The sequence below is a fragment of the Vibrio sp. D54 genome (genome assembly GCF_021728075.1).
Taxonomy (GTDB): domain Bacteria; phylum Pseudomonadota; class Gammaproteobacteria; order Enterobacterales; family Vibrionaceae; genus Vibrio; species Vibrio alginolyticus.
In genome coordinates, this window is record NZ_JAKKCS010000004.1 from 272851 (window position 1) to 285042 (window position 12192).

General features: G+C 47.0%; 12 protein-coding genes. 10 read left to right on the forward strand and 2 right to left on the reverse strand.

What is annotated here, in order from left to right; translation table 11 throughout:
- The first annotated feature begins 6 nt into the window (after window positions 1-6).
- The 9 genes from cobA to nirD all read left to right on the forward strand — a co-directional run bounded on the left by cobA (window position 7) and on the right by nirD (window position 10046).
- A complete protein-coding gene (gene cobA, locus L3V37_RS07710) occupies window positions 7-912 on the forward strand; it encodes a uroporphyrinogen-III C-methyltransferase (protein ID WP_171345420.1) in 906 nt (301 codons plus the stop codon).
- The gene (locus L3V37_RS07715; protein WP_237306114.1) at window positions 909-1862 is read left to right on the forward strand and encodes a glycosyl transferase family protein; all 954 of its coding nucleotides are present in this window, start codon (window positions 909-911) and stop codon (window positions 1860-1862) included. Before cobA ends, L3V37_RS07715 begins: the two co-directional genes overlap by 4 nt.
- A gap of 229 nt (window positions 1863-2091) precedes the next feature.
- Window positions 2092-3009 carry a dienelactone hydrolase family protein gene (locus tag L3V37_RS07720; protein ID WP_005375880.1) on the forward strand — a complete coding sequence of 306 codons (918 nt, stop codon included), beginning with the start codon at window positions 2092-2094 and terminating at the stop codon, window positions 3007-3009.
- A 73-nt stretch (window positions 3010-3082) separates the two neighbouring features.
- On the forward strand, window positions 3083-3664 hold the full coding sequence (locus tag L3V37_RS07725) for an ANTAR domain-containing response regulator (RefSeq protein WP_237306115.1): 582 nt from the start codon (window positions 3083-3085) through the stop codon (window positions 3662-3664).
- 265 nt (window positions 3665-3929) lie between these two features.
- Window positions 3930-5294 (forward strand): CmpA/NrtA family ABC transporter substrate-binding protein, encoded by a 1365-nt coding sequence (locus tag L3V37_RS07730; RefSeq protein WP_237306116.1) that lies wholly within the window; start codon window positions 3930-3932, stop codon window positions 5292-5294.
- 72 nt (window positions 5295-5366) lie between these two features.
- The gene (locus tag L3V37_RS07735; protein WP_134645734.1) at window positions 5367-6332 is read left to right on the forward strand and encodes an ABC transporter permease; all 966 of its coding nucleotides are present in this window, start codon (window positions 5367-5369) and stop codon (window positions 6330-6332) included.
- Between the two features lie 11 nt (window positions 6333-6343).
- Window positions 6344-7180, forward strand: coding sequence for an ABC transporter ATP-binding protein (locus L3V37_RS07740; protein ID WP_237306117.1), 837 nt, complete (start codon window positions 6344-6346; stop codon window positions 7178-7180).
- Between the two features lie 10 nt (window positions 7181-7190).
- Window positions 7191-9710, forward strand: a complete 2520-nt coding sequence (gene nirB, locus L3V37_RS07745; RefSeq protein ID WP_237306118.1) for a nitrite reductase large subunit NirB — start codon at window positions 7191-7193, stop codon at window positions 9708-9710.
- On the forward strand, window positions 9711-10046 hold the full coding sequence (gene nirD, locus L3V37_RS07750) for a nitrite reductase small subunit NirD (RefSeq protein WP_237306119.1): 336 nt from the start codon (window positions 9711-9713) through the stop codon (window positions 10044-10046).
- Between the two features lie 98 nt (window positions 10047-10144).
- Here the strand turns inward: nirD and L3V37_RS07755 are convergent, their stop codons facing one another.
- Entirely contained in the window at window positions 10145-10549 is a 405-nt protein-coding gene (locus tag L3V37_RS07755) for a PPC domain-containing DNA-binding protein (RefSeq protein WP_237306120.1), read from the reverse strand.
- 1 nt (window position 10550) lies between these two features.
- A complete protein-coding gene (locus L3V37_RS07760) occupies window positions 10551-11126 on the reverse strand; it encodes a TetR/AcrR family transcriptional regulator (RefSeq protein WP_005375904.1) in 576 nt (191 codons plus the stop codon).
- A 284-nt stretch (window positions 11127-11410) separates the two neighbouring features.
- Here L3V37_RS07760 and L3V37_RS07765 point away from each other — a divergent pair, with 284 nt between their 5' ends.
- Window positions 11411-12025 carry a glutathione S-transferase family protein gene (locus tag L3V37_RS07765; protein WP_237306121.1) on the forward strand — a complete coding sequence of 205 codons (615 nt, stop codon included), beginning with the start codon at window positions 11411-11413 and terminating at the stop codon, window positions 12023-12025.
- Window positions 12026-12192: the final 167 nt, after the last annotated feature.

The following is a 12192-nucleotide window of genomic DNA, read 5'->3' on the forward strand; positions in this document are numbered from 1 at the left end:
AAGCACATGGAAGCGCCTTATCAAAAGTCTTGGTTTAAGAAAGGACAAGCGAGTCAGAAACAAGAACGCTCGTCTCGCTTTTCTAAGCATGATCAAGCAAGCAAACTGAACCAACTTTTAGAAGACCATTCAGTAGACCTCGACGCGAACCACAAAGGTTTTGTCTCGATTGTCGGTGCAGGGCCGCACGATCCTGACTTATTAACGGTGAAGGCAGTGAAAGCGATTATGTCGGCAGAGGTTCTGTTGTACGACCGTTTGGTTAACAAAGATATTTTGGAGTTGGCTTCGCCACAAGCCGATTGGATTTACGTGGGCAAACGATGCGGACAACCCAGTATTGGTCAGGAAGAAATTTGTGACTTGATGGTATCGCTCGCTCAGCAAGGAAAGCGAGTTGTACGCTTAAAAGGGGGAGATCCTTTCGTATTTGGCCGTGGAGGTGAAGAGGCATTAGCACTCGTAAAACACTCAATCGCTTACGAAGTCATCCCCGGTATTACTGCTGCGATTGGGTGTTCAGCAAACAGCTTGATTCCTCTGACTCATCGTGGCGTTGCTCGCAGCGTTACCTTTGTGACAGGGCAAGTGGTAACAGGCGCATTTGAAGCGTGGAGTCAACTGATGCAAAGCGGACAAACGTTAGTCTTCTATATGGGGTTAGAAAAGTCATCGCAAATACAAACAGGATTAATCAACTCCGGTTTGAGAGCAGATTTCCCAGTCGCGATCATCACTCATGGTTGCAGCCCTCAACAACAAGTGCATGTTACACAACTCAATCAGCTCAATGATTTATCGATTACACTTAAAGGCGTGAGCCCAGCATTGATTGTGATGGGAGAAGTTGTCAAACTGCGCGAACAACTAATAGAAACCGTACAGTCAGTGACGGAATACGAGGGAATATGAGCAGCATTTTGGAATGTATTAGAACAGTCGGTCGTGGCGAACGTGGTAGAAAACCACTGAACTTTGACCAAGCGTTTCGAGTTATGGATGAATACCTAAACGGTGAGTGCGATGATGATCAGATGGCGATGTTATTTATGCTGATCCGCGTACAGAACGAGACTCAACAAGAAATCGCTGGCTTTGTGAAAGCATTCCAATCCCGCATGCCAGCTATTGGTGCAGATATTGATTGGCCATGTTATGCGGGCAAACGTGAAGCGGCAGGTCAGCCTTGGCATCTGCTGGCAGCGAAGATCCTTGCCGATAATGGCCACAAAGTGCTGATGCACGGCTATCATGACCGTCAATCTGGTCGTTTACACGCTGAAGACTACCTCGACAAATTTGCTATTACGAAAGCGGAATCAGCAGAAGACGCAAAGCGTGTGTTAGAAACACAAAACATTGTGTATCTACCGCTGAGTTCGTTTGCTCCTCAAGCAGAAACCATGATCGGTTGGAAGAATCGTTATGGGCTTAGAACACCGATTAATACCGTGGTTCGAGCATTGAATCCGGGGCAGGCGACGGTTGGTATTCGTGGTAGCTTCCATCCTGGGTTCCAACAACTTCATGCTGAAGTCGAATTCGAGATTGGTCAAACCGCTCATGCCGTTGTGTCATTCAAAGGACAATCGGGTGAGTCAGAATACAACCCGAAAGTAAGCCAAACCGTATGGTTAAGCCAAACAAGCGGCGTGACATCGCACTACTGGACGGAGCAAATGCTGTCTGAGGTGCCAATGCCTGCGAACTGCCCGTTTGGAACGTCAGAAGACGACATGAACCAAATGGCAAATACGGTTCTTGCCACCATGACAGTGGTCTTGTTTGCACAAATGCACGACAGAGAAAAAGCATTCGAACGCGCCTTCTCTTACTGGCAAGTCTATTGCGACCAGCAATAACGAACTATTGTCAATTAATGTAAAACCAACGACGCAAAGTTGTTGAATCTGAATCCATTATCTATTGTTTGAAGAAGGTAAAAGATCCTAGCTCGCCAATGATGTGTTTCACCACCTTGCTCCGTATCAGAGTGGTGAAACCGCAGTTTTAGCCTCAATCGCGTTCGTTTCTCGCTGCGCTTTTGAGAATGAGAAAATCCCATATGGTAAGACACAGAGGACATGGATAATGGTTCTAAAGCATACCACTCCTAGTGAAAAGGCTTCTCATCCGATCCCGCAAGAAGCCTTCGATTGGTACGACGAATACGCCCACGGAAAAATCACGCGCCGTGAGTTTCTTAATAGGCTGGGTGGCCTTGCTGTGCTCGGTTTTAGCATGACAGCACTGGTCGATGCGTTAACCCCGAATTACGCACTCGCAGAACAAGTTTCATTTAACGATCCTGACATCAAAGCAACTTACGAAACCTTTCCATCTCCAAATGGGCATGGAGAAGGGCGTGGTTATTTGGTGATGCCACAGAAGAAGACCTTAAAATCGCCGACCGTGTTGGTGATCCATGAAAATCGAGGTCTGAACCCTTATATCAAAGATGTCGCAAGACGACTTGCAAAAGACGGCTTTATTGCTTTCGCTCCAGACGCACTTTATCCACTCGGCGGCTATCCGGGGAACGACGATGAGGGGCGCGCGATGCAGAAAGAGATGGACAGAGCCAAGATCGAACAAGACTTTATTGCAGCGGCTAACTTCCTCAAACAATACGAGGGTGGCAACGGTAAATTGGGCGCGGTTGGATTCTGCTTCGGTGGATACATTGTCAACATGCTTGCGGCGGTAATGCCTGAAGAGCTCGATGCAGGCGTGCCTTTTTATGGAACGCCAGCTGCACAAGAGATCCAAAAGCAAGTCAAAGGACCATTGATGATTCACTTTGCAGGGCTCGATAAGCGTGTTAACGACACATGGCCTGCTTATGAGCAGCAATTGATCGCAACCGACGCACAGTATCAAGCGTTAATGTATGAGAACGTCAACCACGGCTTCCATAACGACTCAACAGCACGCTACGCACCGGAAGAAGCAGCACTCGCTTGGGAGCGTACACTCGGCTTCTTCAAAGAACATCTCGCCTCTAGTTAAAACGCTTCAGCTTTAGTTGGCACATTCCTTGTTATGTCTCTCTTAGTGAGTGAGATATAAACAAGGAATGTGCATGACTCAATCAACGTCAAAAACACCCATCATAGTATGCAGTGATAGCCTCCAAGAGCAGGCTCGATTGTCCGGCTTATTGAGCAAAGATTACGACAACATCATCGGCTGCCAATTGGCACAACTAGAAACGTTAATGCAACGAGAACCGTCGGCAAGCGTTGTGGTTGGATGGCAGCAGCCAACCGCGGAACTGCGTTTGATCGTCGATTTCTGCCGCAGAAAATCGGCACCACTTCTTATCGTCTTAAAGCAACTATCATCCAATGATATCAATCGTTTATCAGAAAAAATGGACTATGTGCTCATGCCGCACGATAGTGAGTTTGCGCTTCAGCCTTGGATTGAACATGCCACACTAGTGAGAGCGAAATTCGAAAGTATGCAATCGGAAATTGAATCGCTTACCCACAAGATTGAAGAGCGCAAGCTGGTGGAAAAAGCCAAAGGTCTGCTGATGAAGATGCACAGCGTTGATGAAGTTCAGGCTTATAAAGCGCTTAGAAATTCAGCCATGCAATCGAGCCAAACGCTCGCACAAGTTGCCAAGAATTTGATTATAACTTTGGAGGTACTTGATTAGTTGCCTTACCACTTTGGGGTTAGAGTGTGTTTTCTAACGTGGTGCGTGTTGCACTATCAGCAAGCAATAGCAGGGAATAAGAAACGGTAGAATAAACTAATTCATTGTATTTACTGTGAAAAATAAGTTGGCACAGTAATTGGATTAGTAGGTATGGGTTTATTGTTGAATCGCTTATCTCAATTATCAACGGCGGTAATTGTAGACTTAGCAACGGCGCTACTGCTCTTCGGAGTAGTGGCGCTTTTTTTATGGGAGCAAACCAATGAAATGGAGTTCGATGCTGAAAGTGTCAGCAATTTCGTTATCGGTATTCACCGCGGTCAGTGTAAAGGCAGAGTTGGGTGAGCCAGAAATTGAAGATCTGAAGTTTGGTTTTATTAAGTTAACCGATATGGCACCGCTGGCGGTTGCTTATGAGAAAGGCTTTTTTGAAGACGAAGGTTTGTACGTCACTTTAGAAGCGCAAGCAAACTGGAAGGTGCTTTTAGACCGAGTCATCGACGGTGAGCTTGCTGGCGCGCACATGCTTGCTGGTCAGCCATTGGGCGCGACGATTGGTGTCGGCACAAAAGCAGAAGTGATTACCGCGTTCAGTATGGATTTGAACGGCAACGCAATCACGGTTTCCAATGATACTTGGGAGCAGATGAAGCAATACATTCCAAAACAACCAGATGGCAAACCTGTTCACCCAATCAAAGCGGATGCACTGAAGCCTGTGGTCGACAGCTATCTGGATAAAGGTAAACCGTTCAACATGGGCATGGTGTTCCCTGTATCGACGCACAACTATGAGTTGCGATACTGGTTAGCGGCAGGTGGGATTCATCCAGGTTTTTACGCACCAGACTCAGGCGATAACAGTGGCCAGTTGGATGCTGACGTTCTTTTGAGTGTTACACCGCCACCACAAATGCCAGCAACAATGGAAGCGGGCACGATCAAAGGGTACTGCGTAGGCGAACCATGGAACCAACAAGCCGTATTCAAAGGTATTGGTACGCCAGTCGTGACCGATTACGAGATCTGGAAGAACAACCCAGAGAAAGTGTTTGGTGTTTCCAAAGCTTGGGCCGAGAAGTATCCAAACACGCACATTCGCGTAGTGAAAGCCTTGATTCGAGCGGCACATTGGTTGGATGAAAACGACAATGCCAACCGCCAAGAAGCAGTGAAGATGCTATCAAAAAGCGAATACGTTGGAGCCGATGCCGAAGTTATCGCCAACTCGATGACGGGCACATTTGAATACGAGAAAGGTGACACACGAGACGTGCCAGACTTCAACGTGTTCTTCCGTCATAACGCCACGTACCCGTACTACAGCGATGCGATTTGGTATCTGACCCAAATGCGCCGTTGGGGACAGATCTCAAGCGAGAAATCCGATGATTGGTACATGGATGTCGCAAAAGAGGTTTACCGACCGGACATTTACCAACAAGCGGCTCAAGCACTGGTTGCAGATGGTGTGTTGAGCAAAAAAGACTTCCCAGATTTTAGTGCTGAAGATGGTTTTCGTGCGCCACAAACACACTTTATTGACAACATCGTTTATGACGGTCGCGAGCCAAATAAATATCTAGAGAAGTTCTCTATCGGGCTTAAAGGAAAAGACAAGGTTTAACCATAACGATAAACGCCACAGGCGAGGGGATTCGCTTGTGGCAACAAGGATGTAAATTTCTTAGGAGTGAGTATGTCTAGTAATGTCATTTCCCTTTTTCCTGCTAAGCAGGTAGTGAACCGAAGTCGGCTGGTGCTTTTGCCCGTCATTGGCTTGCTGATCTTTTTGGCAATGTGGCACTTAGCGGCGAGAGAAGTGCAAACCTCATTAGGTACGCTGCCGGGACCAGTGCAAACTTTTCAGCAGTTCAGCAACCTTGTCGATGACCATTGGCAAGAACGAGAAAAGGAACAAGCTTTTATCGAGCGTCAGGAAAAACGCAATGCTGCGAAGTTAGCCAAGAATCCGGACGCGGAAGTGAAGATTCGTCCCTACACAGGTAAACCGACGTTTTTCGACCAAATCATAACAAGCTTAGTGACCGTAACTGCGGGCTTTTTGCTGGCGACGGTTATCGCGATTCCGCTTGGCATCGTGCTTGGTCTTAATCAAGGGCTGTATCAAGCGTTCAACCCAATCATTCAATTGCTCAAGCCTGTATCACCTTTGGCTTGGCTGCCTATCGTTACCATGGTGGTGAGTGCCACTTACGTGAGTGATGACCCGATGTTTGCTAAGTCGTTCATCAACTCTCTGATTACTGTAGCGCTGTGTAGCTTATGGCCGACGCTGATTAATACCGCTGTGGGTGTAACAAGCGTTGATAAAGACTTAATCAACGTGAGTAAAGTGCTTCAACTTTCGTGGTGGCAGCACATTCGCACTATCGTTTTACCTTCTGCCATTCCAATGATCTTCACCGGTTTACGTCTCTCTTTAGGTATAGCTTGGATGGTGTTGATTGCGGCAGAAATGCTCGCTCAGAACCCGGGGTTAGGCAAGTTCGTTTGGGATGAATTCCAGAACGGCAGCTCGGCGTCATTGGGGCGCATCATGGTGGCAGTCATCACTATTGGTTTTATCGGTTTGATGCTCGATAGAGGCATGCTGCAACTTCAAAAGGGGCTGTCTTGGAATAAACAACAAGCGTTGAGATAAAGGAAAAGATCATGGAAAAAGCATTATTAGATCTAACGCGTTTAGGGATGCGATTCCCAACGCCAGATGGCGAGTTCATCGCGCTTAAGAACGTCGATTTACAAATCAATAAAGGTGAGTTTGTATCTCTGATTGGCCACTCTGGCTGCGGTAAGTCAACGGTATTGAACTTAGTTGCGGGTCTGCACATGCCAACAGACGGCGGCGTAATAGTCGATGGGCGAGAAGTAGCTGGACCGGGGCCTGACCGCGCAGTGGTGTTCCAAAACCATTCATTATTGCCTTGGTTAACCGTGTATCAAAACGTTGAGCTCGCAGTAAAACAAATCGCCGGCAAAAAGGGCAAAGCGTGGATTCAGGAACAAGTGAATCACTATTTGGAGTTGATTCAAATGCAGCATGCCGCGCACAAAAAGCCGGATGAAATCTCGGGTGGTATGAAGCAGCGAGTCGGCATTGCGAGAGCACTGGCACTTCAACCAAAGGTTTTATTGATGGATGAGCCATTTGGCGCGTTGGATGCGTTAACTCGTGCGCATTTGCAGGATGCACTGATGAAGATTCAAGCCGAGCTAAACAACACTGTCATCATGATTACCCACGACGTAGATGAAGCGGTGCTGCTATCCGACAAAATCGTGATGATGACTAACGGACCGGCGGCAACCATTGGTGAAGTGTTAGAAGTGAATCTACCTCGCCCTCGTGAGCGTGTAGCACTGGCAGATGATGCGCAGTATCAGAAGTGTCGACAAGCAGTGCTGAAGTTCCTTTACGAGAAGCAATCCAAAGTCGAGATTCCTGCTTCGAAAGAAGACAAATCCAAAACCGCAGTGCAAACGGCATAAGGAGGCAGCGATGAACAGTCCTTTAACGATCCCAGTAAAGAACGCATTGAGCCACATTGTTGTGGTAGGCAACGGTATGGTCGGGCAACACCTTGTCGAGCAATTAGTGCAGAAAAACGCGCATTTGGATCACCGAATTACCGTTATTGGTGCAGAGCGTTTTATCGCGTATGACCGTGTACAGTTGTCTTCTTTGTTTGCGGGTAAGTCTCATGATGATTTGATGCTGAGTAACCAAGAATGGTACGACATGCATGGCATCCAACTCGTACTTGGCAGCCAAGTAACAGGCATCGACAGAGAGCAAAAGCGCATTCTGCTTGATGGTGAAGATGTGCTGGGTTACGACCAACTCGTGCTCGCGACCGGCTCGTACCCATTTGTGCCGCCAATTGAAGGTAAAGACCGCGACAACGTGTTTGTCTACCGTACGCTTGATGACCTTTCACAAATCAAAAAGGCATGTGAAGGCGCAAGAACAGGCGCAGTGATTGGCGGAGGCTTATTGGGTTTAGAAGCGGCAAACGCACTTAAATTATTAGGGTTAGAAACTCACGTCATTGAATTTGCGCCTCGTCTGATGCCCGTACAGTTAGACGATGGTGCCGGCTTAGTGCTAAAAGAGAAGATTGAAGCGCTAGGGCTAACCGTTCACACCTCAACGGGTACGGAACGAATCTGCGATGGTGAAACGGCTAAGCATCGTATGGTGTTTAAAGACAAAGATCCTCTCGAAGTGGATGTGATTGTCTTCTCCGCAGGCATTCGTCCTCAAGATGAGTTGGCAAGGCTGGCTGAGCTAGAAATAGGCGAGCGAGGCGGCATTGTGATTAATAACCAATGCCAAACCAGCGATGAGAACATTTACGCGATTGGCGAATGTGCCCTTTGGGAGCAGAAGATCTTTGGTTTAGTCGCACCCGGTTACACCATGGCGAGAACCACTGCCGATGTCTTGACTGGTATGCCAAGCGAAGGTTTTAAAGGCGCAGACATGAGCACCAAGCTCAAGCTACTTGGGGTGGATGTGGCGTCTATCGGCGATGCACAAATGCAAACCGAAGGCGCACAAGAAATGGTCTTGCAAGATGCGGTCGCAGGCATCTACAAAAAGCTGGTGGTTGATGCGAGCGGCACCCAATTGCTTGGTGCGATTCTCGTTGGTGACAACAGTGACTACGATGCGCTCTTACAGTGTTATTTGAACAAAACGGTTCTACCAGACCACGCCGCGAACCTGTTGTTTGATACCGGAATGCTTGATGGAGAGATGCCAGACAGCGCCATCATCTGTTCTTGTCACAACGTCACAAAAGGCGACTTAGTTGCCGAGATACAAGCTGGCACTACCAACCTGACGGACCTTAAAGCCAACACCAAAGCCGGTACTGGCTGTGGTGGCTGTAGCAATATGGTCAAGTCGGTATTGGATACTCAACTGGCAGCCATGGGGGTAGAGGTTAACAACCACCTTTGTGAGCACTTTGAGTTAAGTCGCCAAGAGATGTTCCATATTTGCCAAGTAGAACAGATTAAAGACTTCGACACCTTAATTGCACTGCATGGCAAAGGGCATGGGTGTGATATCTGTAAGCCGACAGCGGCATCTGTGTTTGCCTCTTTGTGGAATGAACACATCATGGAGCCACAGCATCAATCTCTGCAAGATTCTAACGATGCCTTTATGGCAAACCTGCAAAAAGATGGCTCTTACTCGATTGTGCCTCGTGTTCCGGGCGGTGAAATCACACCAGACAAACTTATCGTGCTAGGCGAAGTTGCTCAGCAATACGATCTATACACCAAGATCACTGGCGGTCAGCGCGTGGATTTATTTGGTGCGCAGTTAGAACAGCTTCCTGAAATCTGGCAAACCTTAATCGATGCTGGTTTTGAAACAGGGCACGCCTACGGCAAGTCGGTGCGCACCGTGAAATCTTGTGTGGGTTCTACTTGGTGTCGCTATGGTGTTGATGACTCGGTCGGATTAGCCATTGAGTTAGAGAACCGCTACAAAGGATTGCGAGCGCCCCATAAGCTTAAGTTTGCCGTATCGGGATGTACTCGCGAGTGTGCAGAAGCGCAAAGTAAAGACATTGGGGTGATCGCCACTGAAAACGGCTGGAATCTATATGTGTGTGGTAATGGCGGCATGAGACCAAGACACGCTGATTTGTTTGCATCCGACTTATCCAAACCAGAGTTGATCACCATGATTGACCGAGTCTTGATGTTCTACGTCAGCACCGCTGATCGCTTGCAGCGCACGTCAGTGTGGATGGAGAACATGGAAGGGGGCCTAGATTACCTTAAACAAGTGATTTTGGATGACTCTCTGAATCTATGTGATTCTTTGGATGAACAAATGGCGCGAGTCGTAGATACTTATCAATGTGAGTGGAAGAGTACGTTGGATAATCCTCAAAAATTGCAACGCTTCCGTCCTTTCTTGAACAGCACGTCGGGCAGTAAAGTCTTACCGTACCAACGTGTGCGCGGTCAGCGTATTCCAGTGAAACAGGAGGTGTAAATGGCAGCTTTAACCAAAGTGAAATTGTGTCAGCTTGGTGACCTAATGCCGTTCATCGGTGCCACGGTGTTGATTGAAGGCGAGCATGTCGCGTTATTCTACATTCCCGATAACGGTGTTTACGCTGTTCAGGATTGGGACCCAATTGGTAAGGCTTATGTGATGAGTCGAGGGATTGTCGGTGATATTGATAGAGAGATGTGTGTTGCATCACCACTGTATAAACAGCACTTCAGTTTAAAGAGTGGGCAATGTTTGGAAGACGATGCGTACTGTCTAAAAACGTGGCAAGTAACAGTCGACGATAATCAGGTTTGTTACTTACTCGAAGAATGATCCTCGAAATTAGCTTGCTCGATATGAATAAATTATTGGCATAAGAGAAAAGCGAATAAAGCTCCAGAGACAGCACAGTATCGCTCTGGAGCTTTTTGTTATTTGGAAGGATTCACTTGGAGTTCGGTATAGCCAGTCGAGTCGTCCATCGCTCTAGTGAACTCAAGTTCTGAGTACGAATGGATGATCAACTCTGCGGTAGTATCAATCACTGTGCCTTCCAGCAAATGCCCACCCCAAACTCGTCCTTCACGATCAGACACCGAGATATGAACGTGTTGATGTTCAGGCGTTAGGGTTCCCATCACAGAGACGATTTCAAATGGCTCTTGTTTGGTTAACGTACTCTCTGCACCTGCCAAACGAAGGTTGAGGTGAGAGATACAGCCAACGCATGAGGCAATCGAGCCTGCTTTGATACCATGCTGCTCGACCAATTTCGCTAGGTTCAGCTTTAAGTCCATGCCTTTGGTAAGACGTACCGCTATCACTTCAATCGACATGTCACTTCCTAATCAAAACCAGCAAGCAGGAAAGCGCCGTATCCAAATCGGCATAACGTTTGGCTTTGCCAAGCACGCGCATGCCTTGCATGTTGTTGAGAACAAAACGAGCAAGCTCTTCTGGTTTCAGCGTTTTCGGCACTAAGGTTTCTTTTTGCGCATTGGTCAGCGCATCCGCAATGATGTCGATAAGATGGTCGAACAAAAAATGCCCTTTGCGCAGTACGTCATCGTCTTCACCTGCGTGCTCAATCAACGCATTTTGAATAAAACACCCACAGTTGCGTTTGCGTTGCAGCTCAGCAAAAGATTTAAGGAACGATTCCAACTCAGGTAAAGACGCGTCGTCTTTTTCCAAATCATTCAGTGACGGTAGCGAGACCTTTTTCAAGTAGGTATCGAGCGCTTCGTAGTAGAGCTGTTGCTTGTCACCATAGGTGTTGTAAAGACTGAAGCGGTTGATGTTCAACTCGTCGGTGAGATCCGAGATAGACGTGTTCGCAAAGCCCTTGCGCCAAAACACATCCATAGCCACGAGAAGCTTTTCATCTCGGTCGAAGTTGGCTTTTCTTGCCATAAATTACCTGCCTGGGTCTGCTTATCGGGTAATTAAATTGCTTTGGAGGGATGGTACAGAGAACCTCTAGCGCTCGAACTGAACCAATATGATGAATACCCATCTATTCTTGGGTATCAGCCTCCAAATTCATGTGAACTCACAAACGGCATCAAAAATCTCTCTCAGCAAACAGACCCACAACTGTTTGAAAATTTTTGATAGTGAAGTTCTTGACTGATCGTTTATAAACTGGCTACAGTATATCCTAACCAATCGGTTAGAAAAAGATAAAAGGATGTGAAATGAAGCTCTATGAAACCGCAATGACTCCAAGTTGTAAGCGAGTTAGCATTTTTCTAAAGGAAATCGGTGGCGAGGTTGAGCGAATTGCGCTGAACGTTCGTGAGGGCGATAACCTATCTGAACCGTTTAAATCGAAAAGCGTGAACGGCAAAGTGCCTTTATTGGAACTGGATGATGGTACGACGATCTGTGAAAGCGTGGCGATTTGTCGTTACCTAGATGAAGCGTTTAAAAATGATCTGGCGTTGTTTGGTGCTAACCAGCTCGAACGTGCTCAAGTGGAAATGTGGCATCGTGTGGTGGAGTTCCAAGGACTAAATGCGGCATTTCAGGCGTTTCGAAACATGACCGGAGTTTATGGAGACAGAGAACGTTGCGTTGAAGCATGGGGCGAAGAATCAAAACAACGCGTCTACGAATTTCTGCCTGTCTTAGACAAGCGTCTTGAACATAATGATTTTATCGCCGTAGACCATTTTACTATTGTCGATATAACAGGCTTTATCTTGATCAGTTTCGCAATTAAAGGCCTAGAAATTGATGTGCTATCGACGTCGCCAAACATTGCTCGATGGTATAACCAAATTTTAGCTAGACCTGCATTTCAGAGTTAATGTATTGCAGCGAGTGGATGATAGCTCGCTGCTACTACCTTACCGATTCTTAACTCAGCAGGATATTCAAATTTTTTCAGATTTTTCTTATTTTTTCTCCTATCGCCTATAATTGGAAAAACAACCTCAATTTGCTTCGTTGCGTTTTAGAGCCTCGAGCTCTTGGT

Coding starts and splice junctions, on each gene's coding strand:
- L3V37_RS07725 (WP_237306115.1), top strand. CDS start 3,083: ATGACTCAATCAACGTCAAAAACACCCATCATAGTATGCAGTGATAGC.
- L3V37_RS07730 (WP_237306116.1), top strand. CDS start 3,930: ATGAAATGGAGTTCGATGCTGAAAGTGTCAGCAATTTCGTTATCGGTA.
- L3V37_RS07760 (WP_005375904.1), bottom strand. CDS start 11,126: ATGGCAAGAAAAGCCAACTTCGACCGAGATGAAAAGCTTCTCGTGGCT.
- L3V37_RS07735 (WP_134645734.1), top strand. CDS start 5,367: ATGTCTAGTAATGTCATTTCCCTTTTTCCTGCTAAGCAGGTAGTGAAC.
- L3V37_RS07715 (WP_237306114.1), top strand. CDS start 909: ATGAGCAGCATTTTGGAATGTATTAGAACAGTCGGTCGTGGCGAACGT.
- nirB (WP_237306118.1), top strand. CDS start 7,191: ATGAACAGTCCTTTAACGATCCCAGTAAAGAACGCATTGAGCCACATT.
- L3V37_RS07755 (WP_237306120.1), bottom strand. CDS start 10,549: ATGTCGATTGAAGTGATAGCGGTACGTCTTACCAAAGGCATGGACTTA.
- L3V37_RS07720 (WP_005375880.1), top strand. CDS start 2,092: ATGGTTCTAAAGCATACCACTCCTAGTGAAAAGGCTTCTCATCCGATC.
- L3V37_RS07765 (WP_237306121.1), top strand. CDS start 11,411: ATGAAGCTCTATGAAACCGCAATGACTCCAAGTTGTAAGCGAGTTAGC.
- L3V37_RS07740 (WP_237306117.1), top strand. CDS start 6,344: ATGGAAAAAGCATTATTAGATCTAACGCGTTTAGGGATGCGATTCCCA.
- nirD (WP_237306119.1), top strand. CDS start 9,711: ATGGCAGCTTTAACCAAAGTGAAATTGTGTCAGCTTGGTGACCTAATG.
- cobA (WP_171345420.1), top strand. CDS start 7: ATGGAAGCGCCTTATCAAAAGTCTTGGTTTAAGAAAGGACAAGCGAGT.